This window comes from Allostreptomyces psammosilenae, assembly GCF_013407765.1.
Lineage (GTDB): Bacteria > Actinomycetota > Actinomycetes > Streptomycetales > Streptomycetaceae > Allostreptomyces > Allostreptomyces psammosilenae.
Window position 1 is genome coordinate 575,042 of sequence record NZ_JACBZD010000001.1, and the last position, 18,826, is coordinate 593,867.

At 69.8% G+C, this 18,826-nt stretch carries 7 protein-coding genes; 5 read left to right on the plus strand and 2 right to left on the minus strand.

Annotated elements, in window-relative coordinates:
- The first annotated feature begins 18 nt into the window (after positions 1–18).
- The 3 genes from FHU37_RS02230 to FHU37_RS02240 are packed head-to-tail and all read left to right on the plus strand — an operon-like array spanning position 19 to position 7,055.
- Positions 19–5,151, plus strand: a complete 5,133-nt coding sequence (locus FHU37_RS02230; RefSeq protein ID WP_179812534.1) for a DNA methyltransferase family protein — start codon at positions 19–21, stop codon at positions 5,149–5,151.
- 39 nt (positions 5,152–5,190) lie between these two features.
- Positions 5,191–6,405: an AAA family ATPase gene (locus tag FHU37_RS02235; protein ID WP_179812535.1), complete on the plus strand. Its 1,215-nt coding sequence runs from the start codon at positions 5,191–5,193 to the stop codon at positions 6,403–6,405.
- A gap of 47 nt (positions 6,406–6,452) precedes the next feature.
- Positions 6,453–7,055, plus strand: coding sequence for a hypothetical protein (locus FHU37_RS02240; RefSeq protein ID WP_179812536.1), 603 nt, complete (start codon positions 6,453–6,455; stop codon positions 7,053–7,055).
- Between the two features lie 175 nt (positions 7,056–7,230).
- On the opposite strand, the gene FHU37_RS02245 is transcribed toward FHU37_RS02240, so the two are convergent.
- Complete coding sequence (locus FHU37_RS02245) at positions 7,231–7,473, minus strand: hypothetical protein (RefSeq protein ID WP_179812537.1); 243 nt, start codon at positions 7,471–7,473, stop codon at positions 7,231–7,233.
- Positions 7,474–8,145: 672 nt separating this feature from the next.
- Positions 8,146–9,489: a beta family protein gene (locus tag FHU37_RS02250; protein WP_312892382.1), complete on the minus strand. Its 1,344-nt coding sequence runs from the start codon at positions 9,487–9,489 to the stop codon at positions 8,146–8,148.
- Between FHU37_RS02250 and FHU37_RS02255 the strand changes: the two genes are divergently transcribed.
- Both FHU37_RS02255 and FHU37_RS02260 read left to right on the plus strand, forming a co-directional pair.
- Positions 9,477–16,457, plus strand: a complete 6,981-nt coding sequence (locus tag FHU37_RS02255; RefSeq protein WP_179812539.1) for a DEAD/DEAH box helicase family protein — start codon at positions 9,477–9,479, stop codon at positions 16,455–16,457. The genes FHU37_RS02250 and FHU37_RS02255 overlap by 13 nt on opposite strands.
- A complete protein-coding gene (locus tag FHU37_RS02260) occupies positions 16,454–18,730 on the plus strand; it encodes a UvrD-helicase domain-containing protein (RefSeq protein WP_179812540.1) in 2,277 nt (758 codons plus the stop codon). The genes FHU37_RS02255 and FHU37_RS02260 overlap by 4 nt, the downstream gene beginning before the upstream one ends.
- Positions 18,731–18,826: the final 96 nt, after the last annotated feature.

Below are 18,826 nucleotides of genomic sequence, written 5' to 3' on the forward strand. Positions count from 1 at the left end.
CCGGAAGGTTCACCGGACATGACGTACGACTCCCTGGTCAACCGCGGCGACTACTTCTCCGCCCACTACCTCGCCGAGGTCCTCCCCAAGGACCTGAAGTCGGGACTGCTGACCCGTTGGAAGGAACGGGAGGAATCCGCGAAGGCGGCCCAGGAACGGGCCCAGGCCACTGAACGGGACCCGCACGGGGAAGCGGGGCAAGGCGGGCGGACGGACGACACCGACGCGCCGGAGGCCCTCCCCGTCACCCCGCGCATGGGGCTGCGCGCGCTGCGCCGCCGCTACCTCGCCGCCCGCGCCGAGTTCGCCGCAGCCGCGGCGGAAGACGACGATGCCGTGACGTACGGCTCGCCCGCCTGGTGCAAGCGGGCGGCGGCGCTGAACACCTCCGTGCTGCGGGCCCTCGGCTACGACGCCAAGCCGCAGATCCTGACCGTCGAACGCGCCGACCACACCTACGAAGTCCGCGTCGCCCACGCCGAGCCCGGGCTGATCGCCCTCGACTGCGGCTGGGCTGCGGAACCGGACGCCGCGCTCGACCCGGAGGGGCCGGGCCGGCTGCTGCACCCTGTCACGCTGGATGCCGCGAACACCGTCACCACCGGTTCCAAGCTCGCCTCCTTCCTTTTCGCCACGGCCGACGCCCCCCGGTACGTGCTGCTGCTGGTCGGTGGCGTCGTCGTCCTCGCCGACCGCGCCGCCTGGGGCGAGGGCCGCTACCTCGCCGCCGCGCTGGACCTCGCCCTGGAGCGCAACGACACCAGGCCCGGCGGCGAACTCGACACCATCGCCGCCCTGTTCGGCGCCGACTCGCTGCGCACCCCGGTCGAAGGCGGCGAGAATCCCCTCGCCGGCCTCGTCGACAAGTCCACCAAGCACGCGGTGGGCGTCTCCTCCGAGCTGCGGGACGGGCTCCGCCAGTCCGTCGAGCTGATCGCCAACGAGGTGCTGGACCGCATCCGCGCGGCCGGCGTGCGACCCGAGGAAGTATGCGAGCTCCCCGAGTTGGCCAAGCAGCTCACCCGTGAGTCGCTGCGTTACCTGTACCGCATCCTGTTCCTGCTCTACGCCGAGGCCCGGCCAGAGCTCGGCATCCTGCCCTCGGACTATCCGGAGTACCACCAGGGCTACGGCCTCGGGCGGCTCGGCGAACTGGTCGCCGAGCGCGACCTGGTGGGTGAGAAGGCCCGCGAGGGCTTCTACCTGTACGAGTCCCTGGACCTGCTCTTCCGCAAGGTCCAGGTCGGCTACCGCTCCCGCCGGACCCACGGCCCTGCGGCTGGGGGAGAGCAGGAGTCTGAGGACGTCGGATTGCGGTTCGAGCCCCTGCACTCCAAGCTGTTCGAACCCGAATCGATCCGCCTGATCGGCCGCGCCGCCATTCCCGACCCCCGGCACGATCAGGACGAGCCGGGGGAACCCCGGTACCTGGACACGCGCCTGCGCAACGCCACGCTCTACCGCGTGCTGCGTCTGCTGATGCTCACCAAGGGGCGCAAGGGCGAGCGGGGCGGCTTCATCTCCTACGCCCAGCTGGGCATCAACCAGCTCGGTGCCGTCTACGAGGGCCTGATGTCCTACTCCGGCTTCGTCGCGGGGGAGGAGCTGTACGAGGTCGCCAAGAACGGAGACCCCGCCGACGGAAGCTGGCTGGTGCCCGTCTCCAGGGCCAACGAGTACCCGGACAACGTGTTCGTGCACCGGCGGGACGAGGAGACGGGCGAGGACGTCCGTGTCCGCTACCTCCCGGGGACTTTCGTCTACCGGCTGTCCGGGCGCGAGCGCCAGACCTCGGCCTCCTACTACACCCCCGAGTCGCTGACCCGGGTGACGGTCCAGCTCGCGTTGCAGTACCGGCTGGACCAGGACGGCACGGTGACGCCCGCTCGGGAGCTGCTGGACTGGAAGATCTGCGAGCCCGCGCTGGGCTCGGGCGCCTTCCTCAACGAAGCCATCAACCAGGTGGCCGCCGAGTACCTGCGCCGTCGGCAGGACGAACTGGGCACGCCGATCGACACCGAGAGGTACCCGTTCGAGCTGCAGCGGGTGAAGGCATACATCGCCCTGCACAACTGCTACGGCGTGGACCTCAACGCGACGGCGGTGGAGCTGGCCGAGGTCTCGCTGTGGCTGAACACCATGCACCCGGGCATGGAGGCTCCCTGGTTCGGCCTGCACCTGCGGAGGGGTAACTCCCTGATCGGTGGCCGCCGAGAGATCTACCCGGCGGAGAAGCTGAAGAAGGCGGCCTGGCTCGGCACGACGCCCGAGCGCTTCCCGCTGACCGAGGCCGGCGGGGGCGAGGCGCTGCCCGAGGGCGCCGTGCACCACTTCCTCCTGCCGGCCAAGGAGTGGGGCGCGGTCGCGGGGGAGCGGGAGGCCAAGACCCTCGCGCCGGACGACGCCAAGGCGCTGGCTGCCTGGCGCCGGGCGGTGACCAAGGCTCCGACCGCCACCCAGGCGACCCGCCTGCAGGCGCTCGCGCGCCGGGCGGAGTACCTGTGGCAGCTCGTCGTGCGGCGCCTGGAGATCTCCGAGCGGGACATCAGCCGTCGCATCGACGTCTGGGGTGCCGAGGAGGAGTGGCTGCGCCGGCCGACCGAGGCGGTGCAGCGCGACGAGGTCCTGGCCGACCTGGAGGCGGTGGACACGCCCTACTGGCGGCTGAAGACCCTGATGGACGCCTGGTGCGCCCTGTGGTTCTGGCCGGTGCAGGATGTGGGCTTGTTGGACAGCAGCGATCCGCGCTATCAGCAGGCGGTGGAGCTGGCCGAGCAGTCGGCGGCTTTCGAGGCCGTGGTCGCGCAGGCGACGGATGACGAGGACGAGCAGCAGGACGACGGCATCCTGATGACCTGGGAAGAGGACGTGCTCCCGGGCTTCACGGCCGATCCCAAGCAGCTCACTCTCACGCGGGAGAGTGTGGAGAGGCGCCGCATGGGCCGCCGCAAGGAGGCGGTGAAGGACAAGCGGCGGCCGGTCATTCCCCTGGCGAAGCTCGACGACTGGCTCGACTTCGCCGAGGCCCTGCTCGGCACGCATGACGTGCCGAAGGAGTCGCTGATCGGTGAGTTCGCGTCGCTGACCGAGCTCACGCCGTACGAGGATGCCCTGCCCGACCTGATGGGCATGGAGCGCTCGCACCGGTTGGAGAGCCGCTTCCCCTGGATGGCGAAGGCAAGGGACATCGCCGACCAGCAGGGCTTCTTCCACTGGGAGCTGGAGTTCGCCCAGGTCTTCGAGCGAGGAGGATACGACCTCCAGGTTGGCAATCCCCCGTGGGTGCGGCCGAGGTGGCAGGAGGACGTCATCCTGGCAGAGTTGGACCCGTGGTTCATGCTGGCGGAGAGGCTGAGTGCGCAGGAATGGCGACTCCGAAAGTATGAGGTGCTGAGCGACGCCAAATTGCCCTTCTTTCTCGGAGAGTTGGCAAGTAATGCCGGTGCGGTGTCGGTGCTGAGTAACTCGGCGACCTATCCGTTGCTAGTGGGCACGCAGCCTGATCTGTACAGGGCGTTCATGTGTAGAACATGGCAAAATCTGCGGCCGAGTGGCATGATCGGTCTGATTCATCCTGATAGTCATTTTGGAGGAGTGAAAGAGGGTGCCTTGCGAGCGGCTGCATATAATCATCTCCGCTTCCATGCTCATTTTCAGAACCGCCGACTGATCTTTCCTGAAGTGGACTGGAACAAGCAATTCGGTCTTCATATTTATGGTTGTGTGAAGGATGTCGGCTTCACGCATGTGAGCTGGCTCTTCGATCCTGTTTCACTTGTCGAGTCCATCTCGCACGATGGTGGAGGAGAGACGCCCGGGCTCAAGCATGAGCGGGCATGGGATCTGCGCCCTCATCGCGCTCGCCTAGTCGAGGTTGACCGAGAGGTACTGGCTGAGTGGAGGTTGCTCTCTGGCGACATCGGTACGCCCCTGGAAGCGACGAGGATTCTATATCCAGTTACCACGTCGGAGCAGAAAGCTATCTCGGCGTTGGCGCGGGCCAGTCAGAGATTGGGTGACCTGGAACCTTGGATTAGTCGGGGTTATGATGAGAAAGGCGCTAAGGATGCGGGGTTGATTCGATGGGAAACCTCTACTCCTGAAAGTTGGGAGGAGGTGATTCTTCGTGGTCCGCAATTCTCTGTGGCTACACCCATTGCGAAGCAGCCTCCATTTACATCTCATGTCGACAAGCCGATCTCGCTGGTCCAGTTGCCTTCGGATGCGATTCCCGCCACCGACTACCGGCGAGCCGCGAGTCTCGATGATTTTCGCAGCGCGCAAGATCGGTGGGGCGCCCAGCGGTATACAGAGTATTTCCGCGTAGCGTGGCGCGAAATGGTGCCTGCGTCGACGGAGCGTAGTCTCTTTGTGGCGCTACTGCCGCCTGGGCCGTCGCATATTCACGGTGTGCGAAGCATGGCGTTGCCTAGTGTTCGCGACACGGCGTTGGTGTCGGGTTTCTGGGCAAGTCTTCCTATGGATTATGCCTTGCGTATCGGTGGTCGTGGCCATCTTGACGTAGCCGATGCTCGTGCGTTGCCGGTTCCCGAAGCGAGTCACCCCCTTGCTGCTGCCCTATTGCTGCGAACTTTGCGGCTAAATTGTTTGACTTCTGCCTATGCCACTTTGTGGGCGGAGCTTTATGATGCGACCTGGGCCGTCCATGAAGGCTGGGCAGCAGATTGGCCAGGTCTGAGAGGGCTATGCGCTCACCTTGGTCCCGAGTGGGAGCGTCGTTGTGCTCTCCGTACTGAACGTGAACGTCGAGCAGCGCTGGTTGAGCTGGACTCTCTCGTTGCTGTCTGGTTGGGAATTCAGGCAGGCGAGCTAATCGCTCTCTATTTGTCAAGGTTTCCGCAACTCGTGGAATATGAGAGCGATATGTGGTTTGACGCGGAGGGGCGCCGCATCGCTGCTAATTTTAATGCCTACGGCCACGGCCAGAAGAAGGAGACATACCCCGCCCTCCTCGACCACCTCGCGGACCCGGCCAACACCCCGCCCCCGGACGGGTACATCGCACCCTTCTACAAGGCCGACCGGGTGAGTGAGATGCGGGCCGCGCATGCGCACTTCTCCGCGCGGCTTGATGAGGCGATCGCACGGGGTGAGTGGACGCCGCCCGGGTCCGCCGACACCTCAAGCTGAGGCTTCCGAACGGTCGGTCCCGAGCGGTAGGTTCCCCTCATGACAGGCCGTCTGCTGCGCCTAGACGTGGAGAACTTTCGCACTCTGCGGAAGGTCTCCGTCCCGCTCGGGCCGCTCACCGTGCTCGTCGGGCCCAACGGCGTGGGGAAGTCGAACGTCCTCAAGGTGTTCGACTTCCTCACGGATATCATCCAGACCGACCTCGAACCCGCCCTCGAAGCACGGGGCGGGTTCGACGAGGTCGCGTTCTGGGGCGGCGGTAAACGCCCGCCGACCACCATGAGCATCGGGCTGCAGGCTCTTTGGACCACCCACGCCAGTCCGAGCGCTCCGGACGAGTACGAACTCACCATCCGCCGCCGGGCCGTCCCCGGGCGGCCGGACGGTGCCTACACCCTCTCCCGCAGCGAGAAGTTCCAGTTCAAGCGGACACGGGGACGCGGCCGGCGGATCGCCATCTCCGGCGAGCAGGCCACCGTCGTGGAGACCCACGCCACCGAGGACGCGGAAGAGAGTCAGTTCGGCATTCAGCGCCTGAGCAGTGGCCTGTCCACGCTGCCCCGCCTCGCTCGTACTGAGGGCGGTGCGGAGGTCAGTCGCGTCGCTGAACGGCTCTCCTCCTTCCGCGTGTTCGACGTGGACGTCCGCGCGGCCCGCCGCCCGTCCCGCGTCGCCACGATGGGCCAGCACCTCGAACCGGACGCCGGAAACCTCGCCGACTTCCTCCTGGACCTGCGCGAGCAGGACGTGCAGAACTGGCAACGCCTTCTTGAAGACGTCAAAACGGTGCTGCCGCACCTGGAGGACATCGAGTTCGGTTCGGCCGGCAGCGCCATCGACGAGGTCACCGTTTATCTGCGCGAACGTGGCCTGCGCAGGGGCACCCCGTTGGCCGACGCCTCCTTCGGCACCGTGCGGCTGCTCGGCCTCCTCGCCCTCCTCTACGACCCCAACCCACCCGCGTTGACCTGTGTGGAGGAGATAGACCACGGCCTGCACCCCCAGGCCCTGGAGTTGCTGGTCGACCGCCTCCGGGAGGCGAGCACCCGCAGCCAGTTCCTGGTCGCCACCCATTCGCCCGCCCTGGTGGACCGGTTACGTCCGGAGGAGTTCGTGGTCTGCGAGCGCGACAGGCTCGGCGCCTCCGTTATCCCGGCCATCTCGACGGAGCAGATTCGGGCGATCGTCGAGGAGAGCGAGGATCTTCCGCTGGGGGAGCTGTGGTTTTCCGGTGCTCTGGGCGGTGACCTGTGAGCAAGTCAGGGAACTCGGCCAAGGGATCGCGGCGGAGGAGCGTCTTGGTGGTCGCGGGCGAGGACGCAAACGATCGGAAGATCGTCACGCACTTGGTCCAGGAGTTCTGTCCGTCGCTCGGCGCCAAGGTCGTTGAGATCCGCGACGATGTACGCCTGAAGAGCGCGACGGGCGCCAATCTCACCCAGCGCATACAGACGTTGGTCAGGAAGGCCAAGGCCCGAGCCCTGCGAGAAGGCGCGGGACTGGCGGGGATAGTGGTCCATGAGGACCTTGACGGCGTCACGGATGAGACGTACGACCGAGTGCGCCGAGCGATCTCGGCCGAGTTGGCCAAGCACAGTCCCTGCGGGACTGCGTTGGCACTCGCTGCCTGGGAGTCGGAGGCCTGGCTGCTGCTCTTCCCGGCTGCCTTTCCCGCGGTGCGTCCGGGGTGGCGGCTTCCCGTCCAGTTGCACCGCCGGGACACCGGGCAGCTCACCGACCCGAAAGAGCTCCTTCAGACCAAGCTGCCCGCCCCCAGGTACCGGGAGAGCGACGGCCCGGACCTCATCGCCGCAGCGCGGAAGCACGGCTTGCTCCGTGCAGGTCCCGTCGGCCTGAACCGCTCGTACGCGGAGTTCGTCGGCGAGCTGAAGCAGTGGGCCTGACGGGGCCGCCCCGTACGTGCCCGAGTCGCCGCCGAGCCAACGGTCGGCAGCGGCTCAGCTCGTGGGCCGCCGGACTCAGGCGGCGAGGTGGGCTTCCGACGACTAGCCCCGCAGCATTCCAAATCATGACGTGTCAGGAGGATGATCGTCCTCGCGCGACTCCGAGGCGGGTGGCTCAGAGTGGCCCGAGGAACCCGACGACAGAGCGGACCATGGCCACGAGGAGGTTTCCCTCACTGGGCGCTCGTGCGAGCGAGAAGACGAACAAGCTCATTGAAATGACGAAGTAGAGAACGAATCCGAGTTTTGCGTTGTCGTCGCCGCGCCAGGTCATCCGCAAGCCGGCGGCCGTGAGCAGGAATCCCAGGACAGTGGCGAGCGGAACGGTGGCCATAATGAACACCAGGCCCGAGAACACGGCCGGGGCCGGAGTTGCCTAGTACATCAATCGGATGGTCGTGCCGGCAAGCATCAGAGGAAGCGGTGCAGGCAACAGGATCGCGGAAGTGATGAGGAGGCCGGAGACGCTGCTTTCGGCCACCGACCGCTTCCGCTTCTGTGCGGCTGAAACGGTCTCCAAGTCGGCCGGCGTCAGTGGCCGTTGTTCTGATGACCTCCGTGGGCTGTCGGAGCGACCGCCGCGATGGCAGCGCGCTGCGGGGCAGGGCGCCGCGAGCCCTCCTCCGAAGCATCGTTCACGGCTTGGCCCGGAACGACCTTCACCGAGGGTTCCGCCAGCCGATACCACGAGTCGTTGCTCAACCGGCGTTGCTCAACCGGCGCAGCTCCTGTCGGAGATGGTCGAGTTCGGCGGCGGCTACCTCCATCGCGAAGTCGTAGGCGCCGAGATCCAGGGCGTGGGGAAAGTCCCGCGGGGCTCCGGCCGCGATGAGAGGGGTTGTGCCCCTCCGCTGTTGCATTCCTCCACGGCGCGGCGGTATTCTTTCGTTGATCATGAGCACATCTCTTCGTGCCGATCGCGTGAGGCCTCGCCACCTCATTGCTCGCACACGTGCCGGCGGGGGCCTCAAGGACCTGGCCTAGCCTGCCGACGCTCGACGGCCGGTACGGCGTTCGATCGGGTGTCCTGTCACAGGCTTACCGCCCCCAACCGGTCCACCACATGCGTCATGTGCTGGACGTGGCCGTGGCGCAGCCAGCCTTCCGCGTTGCCCGAGCCTCTGCTGCCAAAGCCCCGGGCGCAGTCGTACAGCCAGCGGTCGCCCGCGCTGTACGTGTGGCCGCGGAAGTCACCGCACCCGACGATTCGTCGTGCCGCTGCCCGGACGATCCGGGCGCGATCGGTGGTGTCGGTGGGGAATCGGCACAGCAGGAAGGTCCGCTCGGTGGTGTAGCGCAGCACCCCCCAGGGCGGGCCGCCCTCGCGCCGCGATGGCTCATCGCAGCCGCGGGTGTGCTGGGCCCCGTAGTCCCCGTAGAGGAAGGCGGACGGTGACGGCGGGCGGCCGTCCCCCGCTGGGACCCCGAAGCTGTCGCGGACCAGGTGCCAGACGTCCCAGTCGTGGCGCTCGAACTCGACGAAGGGGTCCGGAGCGTGGTCCGGTATCGACCGGGGGAAGGCGCCTGAGATCACCGCGACGGTCCGCCAGGTGGTGAGCGGCAGCAGCAGGTCGAGGGCGAGTAGCGCCCGTTTGTCGGCCTGGTGATGCTCATCGGTCACCGCTCCGAGATCCAGCAGCAGGTCCAGGCTGCCGGCCGGCAGGCCCAGGCGGCGGAGCATCAGGCGCGCCGAGTCGGAGAGGCGCTCGTCCGGCGGCTCGCCCAGCAGCACGCGGACGCCGAGTCCGCGGCCCCCGGCCCACGCGGCCTTCGCACATGCGATCTGCTGCCGAAACTCGCGGTCGGGGCCGGTCACCGGCCGCAGGCCGCTGCCCGCGAGCAGCCTCCACAGTTCCTCGCCCACTGGCCCGGGACTGTCCAGAGCCCCGGGTGCGTCCTCCACATGGAATGCGTCCACCCACGCCGGTGCCGCCCGCTGCACCGTTGTGATCGCGCGTCGCACGCCACGCAGGTGCTCGGCGAGAAGGGCTGGGGTGGGATGGACGGAGGCGGGTGGTCTCCGGCCCAGCAGGCGCTCGGGCGGCGTGGGCGGTGGGACGGTCCACAGCGGCGCCGTGCGCGCCCGTATCCGTGGTGCGAGGTCTGCGAAGGCCTTCAGGGCGCTGCCGCGGGCAGGCAGCGCGGGAACGTAGACCGGTCCAACCACGAGGAGCCCCCCACCGTGCGGTGATCGTCCCTGACGGCAGGGTGCGGGACGGGCGAACGGTGGCGAAAGAACGCATATCCGGCCACGGTCGGGGCTGGACCGGGGCCCGCTGGCTGCCGGCCCGAGGGGCGCTTCCGGAGATGCCGATACGGTTGGTCTCGCCACCGAACCGACGCCAGGCGAGGGAGACCGTTGTGAGGCCGACACTGGCCGCCGCGCAACTGCGCGGCAGTCTGACCCAATACCTCACGACGACCTACGCGCTCGCCGACGAGGACACCCGGGCCGCCCTCGAACGCTTCCTCGAGGACCCGGAGAACGGCATCTTCCGCGGTCCTTACCTGCGGATAAGGACGCCCTTCCACACGGCCGACGACGGATGGCAGCGGCACCTGGAATGGACGCCCTCCTTCACCCCCTACCGCCACCAGGCCAGGGCGTGGGAGCGGCTGAGCACCCTGCGCGGTCCGGCGCAGCCGACCCTGGTCACCACCGGCACCGGCTCGGGGAAGACGGAATCCTTCCTCGTCCCGGTTCTCGACCACTGTCGGCGGCAGAAGGCCCGCGGACGGGCGGGCGTGAAGGCGGTCCTGCTGTACCCGATGAACGCCCTCGCCACCGACCAGGCCGGACGCATCGGGGAGTTCCTGGCGCACCCCGACCTCGCCCAGGTCACCGCCGGCCTCTACATCGGCGACCGGCCCGACACGGGGTTCCCCCGGGTGATGACCCGGCGTGAGCAGATGAGGGCCGCGCCGCCGGACGTGCTGATCACCAACTACAAGATGCTCGACCTGCTTCTGCAGCGCGGCGAGGACCGGGCGCTGTGGCAGGACGCCGAGATCGCCTACGTGGTGCTGGACGAGTTCCACACCTACGACGGCGCCCAGGGCACGGACGTGGCGATGCTGCTGCGACGACTGGCCTTCACCACCGGCCAGAGCCGGCCCGGGCGCCCTCTCGGCGCGATCTGCCCGGTGGCTACCTCGGCGACGCTCGGCGCGAGCGGCCCCGACGCCGACACCGACGGAATCCTCGACGTCGCGGCGCAGGTGTTCGGGACCCCCTTTCCGGCCGACGCCCTGATCGGCGAGGAGCGGATGAGGGCGGAGGAGTTCACCGGCCCGGTGGACTACGGCCTGCCGGAGCCGCCGACCCCCGAGGAGGTCATCACCTGCTCGGGTGGGCCGCTCGCGGAGACCCGCCCAGGCCGGCTCGACCTGGACGGGCTGGCGGAACGGCTGCTCGGCAGGCGTGGGCTAGACGCCTTCACGGTGGGCGGTCTCCTGAAGCGGCACGAATTCACCCAGGCGGTGCTGGCCCTGTTGGACGGTGAACCACTCGGCGAGTGGGAACTGCGCGACCGCCTCGGCCGCTTCGGCTGGGCGTGGGGGCGAGCGGCGCGCGAGAGCCCACGGCTCGCGCTGCAGGCTCTCGCGCGCTTCGTCGCCCTGCTGTCTGCGGCGCGCGACCCCGCCTCCGACGTGAGGCGGCCGCGTCCGTTGTTGCACATCGAGGCCCACCTGTGGGTGCGCCCGGTGGCGCGCGTCCTGCGGGGCGTCGGACGCGTCCCCGAGTTCCGCTGGTACGAGGACGATCGCGCAGCGGTGCGCCGTGCGGCCCTGGCGGCGGCGCCGGCCGCCGGCGGCGAGGACGAGACCTCCGGCAGGTGGCCGGTCGCCGACTCCCGTCCGCCCGCCCCCATGCCGGGCATGGACACGGTGGCTCGGCCGGCCGAGGTTCACCTGCCGGCCGTGTACTGCCGCAACTGCGGACGATCCGGCTGGGCCGCGATATCCCCGGAGGCCGATCCGCAGCGGCTGGTCATGGCGCAGGACAAGATCTGGCGGGCCGGCCTCGGCCGGGACAAGCGGCGCCTGCGCTACTTCATCGCCGCCACACCCGCCGAGGCCGGGGCGGCGCTGGACGCGCTGACCGGCGCCAAGCCCTCCTCCGGCGCCGTCGATCCGCTGTCCGTCGTCGTGCTCGACGGCGCCCGGGGCACGTACCGGTTGCCGACCATGGCGGACGCCCAGGAGCCGCGCGACGCGTGGTTCGCGCTGGCCATCACCGACCGGAAGACCGCGGACCGGGCCGCACTGGAGGACCGGTGCCCGGCCTGCGGCACCGACAACGGCATCCGCTTCCTCGGCACGGCCCTGGCCGCGCTGGCCTCGGCGACGGTGACGCAGCTGTTCACCGGCGGTGACATCGCCCTCGTGCCGGAGGAACGCAAGACGCTGCTGTTCAACGACTCGACGCAGGATGCGGCCCACAGGGCCGGGTACGTGGCCAACGCTTCCTACAAGTTCTCCCTGCGGTCGCTGCTGGCGCACAACCTGGAGGACTCCGGGGAGCCTGTCGCGCTCAACGAGCTCATCGGCAACATCCTCGACTCGGTCGACGACCCGCAGGCCCTGGCCGCCGTCGTCCCTCCCGACCTGCACGACGAGACGGGCGTGGACGCGCTGCTGTCGGGGCGCGCCGCGGGAGACGCTTCCACCTGGCGGCTCATCGGGGAGCGGCTCGCCTTCGCCACCGTCATGGAGTTCGGGCTGCGCTCACGACAGGGACGCACCCTGGAGCTGACCCGCACGGCGGCCGCCGAGGTGCGGGTCGACGAACCGGAGCGGATCACCGCGCTCGCCCGTGACCTGCACCTGTCGCTCCCCGGACGGCTCCTCACGCTCGACGGACTGCCGACCCCCGAGCGATACCTCGCCTTCGTCCGTGGGCTCCTGGAGCGGGTGCGGCTGCGCGGCGGCGTGCGCCACCGGTGGCTGGAACCCTGGATGCGGGACGCGGGTGTCACCCGCTTCAAGATCTGGGGCGGTAGGCCCGATGGGATGCCGGCCTTCCCCGAGGGGGTTGCCGCCCCGCGGTTCCTGCTCGATGGGCAGAAGGACGGATCCTCGTTCGACACGGTCACCGGCCGGCTCGGCTGGTACCAGGACTGGACCCGGCGGTGCCTGGGCCTGGACGCCGCGGGAGCCACCGAGTACCTGCGCAGACTGCTGCCCCTCCTCGCTGAGGAGAACGTCCTCGCGGTGCGCACCGCACAGGACCGCACGACGAGGGTCTACGGGCTGCAGCCGGGGCACATCGAAGTGCGACTGCTCGGCGACGCCGTGGCCAACAAGGCGTTCGTCTCCTGCGAGGCGTGCGGCTGGCAGCAGGTCGTCCCCCCGCACCGGCGCACCCGCTGGTACGGGCACCCGTGCCTCCGCTACCGCTGCAGCGGCATCCTCACCGCACCGCAGACTCCCGTGGAGGAGGCCGGTCCTCCGTCCGGGGCCGGCCGCGCGGGGGGCTTCGCCGTCGGCCGGTCGCGGGACTATCGGGACGACTACTACCGTCGCCTGTACCTCACCGGTGGCACCTTCCGCGTGGTCACCGCCGAGCACACCGGCATGCTCACCCGGCCGCAGCGCGAGAGCGTCGAGCGGGCGTTCCGGGACGGTACCCATTACACCGATCCCAACGTGCTGTCCTGCACACCGACCCTGGAACTCGGCATCGACATCGGTGACCTGTCGGCCGTCCTGCTGGCTTCGCTCCCCAAGGGGCCGGCCAACTACGTGCAGCGGGCTGGGCGCGCGGGCCGCCGGACCGGGAACGCCCTGGTCGTCGCCTTCGGCGGCCGGCGGGCCCGCGACCTGTACTACCTGGAGGACCCCAGGGAGATGATCGCCGGGGACATCGTGCCCCCCGGTTGCTACCTGTCGGCCGTGGAGATCCTGCGCCGCCAGTACACGGCCCACCTGCTCGACCTCGCGGCCCGCGGCGCGCTGACCACCTCCGACGGGGAACGGCTGCAGCCCGTCCCCCGGCTGGCGTCCGCACTCTTCGGCACGACGGGATGGTGTGGGGAGCTCGCGGACGCGGCGCTGACCCATGGCGCGGCCCTGGTCGAGGAGTTCCTCGCGCTCTTCCCGGCCACGGGCGGCGCCGCCACGGGCGTCTCCGAGCACGCCGCCGAGGAACTGCGTGCCTACGCCACGGGCGGCATCGTCCGCGCGCTCCAGGAGGCGGAGGAGGACTGGACGGCCCGCCGTGAGGAACTGCGGCGGCGGATCCGGGCGATCGACACGGCGATGGACGGCCTTGCCCGCACCGACCCCGAGCAGGACAGGGAGTACCGCCAGTTGGCGGCCGAGCGCCGCACCACGGGGGACTCGCTGCGCGACATGAACCGGGCCAGCGCCCACGGCGCCCTGGTGGAACTCGGACTGCTGCCGAACTACAGCCTCACCGACACCACCACCCGGCTGGAGGCCACCCTCTACTGGTCGCAGGAACGGGAGGACAGCGAGCGGAACCGCCGGCCGCGGAGCACCCAGGACGGTGCGCCGACCGAGGCGGGAGGCGGCGTCGGGAGGACCTACCGCAGCGAGGTCCGGGAGTACGAGCGCCCCCGCAGGCTCGCCCTGGCGGAACTCGCCCCCGGCAGCAGCTTCTACGTCAACGGCTACAAGCACGCAGTGCGCGCCCTGGACATCGGGGGCCCGGAGCGGCGCGCCTGGTCGGTATGGCGCATCTGCCCGGCCTGCGGCTACGCTCGCACCCACGACGCTCAGGCCGATGCCTCTCCCTGCCCTCGCTGCGGAGGCAGGGAGATTGCCGACGCCGGCTGCGTCCACCACGTCCTGCAACCGAGGCGGGTCCTCGCCCGTGACAAGCGCGACGACGCCAGGGTGCGGGACGACAAGGACGAGCGGGAACGCCGGCGGTACACCATCGTCACCGCGGTTGATATCGATCCGGCCCATCTGGCGCCCGGCTCGTGGCGCCACGACACCGCCGTGTTCGGCGTGGACTTCACCCGGCGGGCCGTGATCAGGACGCTCAACCTCGGCCTGGACCGCCAGGACGGCAGCGGCACGGTCTCCCTCGCGGGCGAGGAGGTGCGGCTCACCCCCTTCCACGTCTGTACCAGCTGTGGCGGGGCGACCGCGGAAGGGCGCCCGGTCCTCGACCAGCCGCGCGACGCGCTCACCGACTCCCTCGCGGCGGCCGTGCGGACCGGCGCTCACCACATGCTGTGGTGCCCGCGCCGCAAGGCGCGCGCGCTCGGCGGACCGGAGGAAACCAGGGGGGCCGACGTCCCGCTGTTGCTCGCGCACGAGCTGGTGACCGAGGCCGTGCGCATTCTGCTGCCCGCCTCGGTGGCCCGCGCCAAGGAACGGCTCGCCTCCTTCACCGCCGCCCTGTTCGCCGGCATCGCCGCCCGCTACGGCGGCGACCCCGATCACCTCGACATCGTCACCGCCTCGATGCCGGACCGCGGCGACTCCGACTGGCCGCGGCGCTTCCTGGTCGTCCACGACCGACTGCCCGGTGGCACCGGCTACCTGCACCGGCTTGCCACGGCCGATGGGTTCCGCGAGGTGCTGCTCAAGGCCCGCGAGGTCGTCGAGAGCTGTCCGTGCCTCGAGAAGGGACTCGACGGCTGCCACCGCTGCCTGCTGCGCCGTGTCCCCCCGGGCGACTATGACCGGGTCAGCCGCAACGAGGTCCGGCAGATGCTGGACGAGTTGCTCGGCGAGGACGGCGAGGCGTGGAAGACCTCCCCGGTAGCCGCGACCCACCACATCCCGCTCGAACGGCAGGCCGAGAGCGACCTGGAGGTCATGTTCCTCGACACACTCAAGGAGTGGGCGCAGCAGCCGGACGCACGCGCCAGTGCCGACGCTTACACCACCGCGGCGGCCACCCACTCCCTTGATCTGAGGCTGACCGCGGCCGACGGGGCGACGCTGAGCTGGCGGGTCTCCCAGCAGCGCATCCTGGATGGGACCCGCCCCGACGTACTGTTCGAGCGCCTCGACGCCCCCGGCCCTCGGGTCGCGCTCTACCTCGACGGCTACGAGTTCCACGCGAGTCCCGCGCACAACCGGCTGGCCGACGACGCCGTCAAGCGCGCCCGCCTGCGGGCGCAGGGGCTGCTGGTGTTCCAGCTCACCTACCACGACGTCAAGGCGTGGCGGACCCGAGTGCATGACACCGGGCAGGCCGCCGCGCCCGGCGAGGACCCCGTGTGGACGCCCTACGGCGACGCCGGCCAGGCGCAGGCACGCGGCTACTACGCCAAGGTGCGCGGTGGCCTGCCGGGTGAGCTTGCCGAGACCGTGTGGGTCAATCCGGTCGAGCAGCTCCTGCACTACCTGCGCTTCCCCGAGGCCGGCCGGTGGCTGGCGCGGGCGGAGGCCGCCGTGGCCGGCCTGGTTGGTGGCGGGCCGAGGAGCGGCGTCCGCGCCGCCGCCGTAGCACCCGACAGGGCGGGCGAGCAGATCTCCGCGGCACTGCGCGGGGGCATCCCGAGCGGGGGCGGCGGCCCCATCCGGGTGATCGCCGCGGCGGAGGGGCGGGGCTGCCCGGTCACGGCCGTGGCCGACACCCGCTGCACGCCCCCGATCTGGTCGGCGCTCGCCGTCGTCGACGACAGCGCCGCGGCCGTCGACGACGAGGACGCGCACAAGCAGCGTTGGCGGTCCTGGCTGTACTGGGGCAACCTGTTGCAGTTCCTGGAGCACGGTGGCGGAGACGGTGTGCAGCTGACCACGAGTCTGCTGGACGGCTTCTTGACGGAGGAGCTGGCCGTCACGGGCGGCTCGGGATGGTTGGACTCCGCACGGGTACGGCTCGACGTCGATGCGTCGGCCGAGTCGAGCGTGGACGCTCAGCGGGCGGCTCCTGCCCCGGCCGGGGGCCGGACCCCGGTCCGTGGCGCGCCGTCCGCGCCGTCCGCCCCTGCGGCCTCCGAGCCTGCGGCGCCTACCACCGTGACGGGCGCGGACTCGGCCTGGGGCGCGGTCCTGCGCTACCTCGACCCGGACGAACCAGGGCTGGCTCCCCTGGCGGAGCGGCTGGCCGCCCTCGACGTGCCCGTCCCCGCCGACGGGTACGAACTCGACGACCGGGGCTGGATGGCCGAACTGGCCTGGCCGGCCGCCCGTGTCGCGATCGTGCTCGCCCCCAGGCCCAGGGGAGCGGAGCCGGACTTCGAGGCAGAGGATCGGGACAAGGCCTTTGCCGCCGCGGGCTGGGAGGTTCGGCCGGCGGTCGAGTGGACCGTGGAGGAGCTGGCGGAGCGGCTCGGCACTGCGTCGTCCGCCCTCGGCGGACCACGTGATCAGCACAACGACGGACAGAACCCTGGGGGGTTGGGTACATGAGCACCACGGGCGCGACCCTGCGTCTGCTCGACAAAGCGGACAAGGAGGTCCTGCGGCTTCCGCGCACGGTCAAGGGTGCGTTCTTCGACTTCCAGCACAAGTTCAAGGAGAATCCGCAGGCCGCTGGCCTCCATCTCAAGCAGCTCAAGGGGGAGAGCAGGCTCTGGTCCGCGTACGTCACCGACGACTACCGTGCGCTCCTCCTCCGCCTCGATGCCGAGGACTGGTTGATCGTCTCCGTCAAACACCGCAAGCACGTCTACGAGAACCTCGATCGCCTCGCTTACGGCATCAACCGGATCACCGGCGGCATCGAGTACGTCGATCTGCAGATCGTCGAGGACAGCGTGTTGCGGGGGGCGGGGACGCCGCCTTCGGAGTCGTCACACCGGGCCCCCGAGGCCGCCGGGCAGGCTGTCGCCCCCGCGCCGGAACCGCTCTTCGCCCGGCTGACGGACGAACAGCTCACCTCCCTTGGCGTGGCCGAGCCGCTGATCCCCGTAATCCGCGCCCTGACCACCGAGGACCAGCTCCTCGGCCTCGTGGAGTACGCCCCCCAGCTCACCGGCGAAGTGCTGCTCGCGCTCCACGACGGCAAGCCGTACCAGGAGGTGCTGGAGCAGGTCACCGCCCCGGTCTCCGCGTCGGAGCCGGTGGACGCGGAGGACTTCCAGGCCGCCGTCGAACGACCGGCGACCATCGTCACGACCTCGGACGAGGCGTTGAAGGACGCCCTGGAGGGCGGAGACTTCGCGCGCTGGAAGATCCTGCTGCACCCGACGCAGTCCGAGCTGGTGCGGCGGGACTACTCCGGTCCCGCCCGGGTGGGCGGCGGCCCCGGCACGGGCAAGACGATCGTCGCGCTGCACCGGGTGAAGCACCTGGTGGACAAGCTGCCGCCGGGGCGGAACAAGCCCGTCCTGCTGACCACCTACAACAAGAACCTGGCGGCGGACCTGCGTGCCCGCCTTCGGGACCTCGGCGGTGAGGAACTGCTTTCCCGCGTGGACATCAGCCACGTGGACCAGCTCGCGCTGCGCATCGTTCGCGAGGCGGAACCCGGCAGCAGCAAGCAGACCATCGACGATGCCCGCGCACTCCGCGAGTGGCAGGCAATGCTCGACGAGGTGGGCGAGCAGAGGTGGGACGCCGAGTTCCTGCACGACGAGTGGACGCAGGTGATCCTCGGTCAGGCGGTCGTGTCCCGCGCGGACTACTTCCGAGCACGCCGGGCGGGACGCGGCAGGAACGTCAGCCGGGGCGACCGGGCCGAGATCTGGCAACTGGCCGAGCGCTTCACGCAGCGTTTGGACCGGCTCCGGCAGCAGACCTGGGCACAGGTGGCCGAGCGGGCGGCCCGCCTGGAGATGGAGCGCGAGCAGCGTCTGCGCGCCGTCGAGCGGCGGCGTGAGGAAGCGGGAGGCCTGGAGAATGTCCATCTCCAGGACGGCTCCGCCGGGTGGCTGCGCTACCGGTATCGCCACATCGTCGTGGACGAGGCCCAGGACCTGCGCCCGGGGCACTGGAAGATGCTGCGCGCCATGGTCCCCCACGATCGCAACGACATCTTCCTCGTCGGTGACACCCATCAGCGCATCTACCAGAACCAGGTCACCCTGGGCAGCCTCGGCATCAACATCCGCGGGCGCTCGGCCCGGCTCACGCTGAGCTACCGCACCACCCGGCAGATCCTCGGGTCGGCGCTCGGTTTGCTGAGCGGCGAGCACTTCGACGACCTCGACGGCGGTGACGAGACCCTGGCGGGCTACCGCTCCGTGCTCAGTGGTGCACGACCCGCAGTGCACGAAAGCCCCGACTGGGAGACGGAACGGCAACGGATCGCGGAGCTGATCACCGAGTGGAACGACATCCCCCCGGAGCAGGTCGCCGTCTGCGTACCGACCAATGTGATGGCCAGCGAGCTGGCCTCGACTCTCGCGCGAAACGGGATCCCGGCGGTTGAGATCGGGCCCGACGGGCCACGCGGTGACGGCGGTGTGCACATCGGCACCATGTACCGCTTCAAAGGGCTGGAGTACCAGCGGATGATCATCGCAGGCGTCAGGGAGGGTCTGGTCCCGCGTGAGGCGGTTCTGCGCCTGGAGCGCACGGACCCGGTCCGCCATCGGCGGGAACTCCAGCGAGCGTGCTCGCTGCTGTTCGTCGCCGCCACACGCTCACGGGACGCCCTCGCCATCTTCTGGCACGACACCCCGAGCCGCTTCCTGCGACCGCTCATCCCGGGAGGGACGCCTGAGGCCTCAAATCCGTAGACATCGGCGTGTCATCAACGTTCGCCTGGTAGGCAACACCTGGAGGGGGCCGTGGCAGTAGGGGGCCCCGCGGTGCATCCCGTTCTGGAGGTTTCC

Bases quoted from the DNA above. Each gene is read 5' to 3' on its own strand.
- FHU37_RS02230 (WP_179812534.1), top strand. From the start codon at position 19: ATGACGTACGACTCCCTGGTCAACCGCGGCGACTACTTCTCCGCCCAC.
- FHU37_RS02235 (WP_179812535.1), top strand. From the start codon at position 5,191: ATGACAGGCCGTCTGCTGCGCCTAGACGTGGAGAACTTTCGCACTCTG.
- FHU37_RS02260 (WP_179812540.1), top strand. From the start codon at position 16,454: ATGAGCACCACGGGCGCGACCCTGCGTCTGCTCGACAAAGCGGACAAG.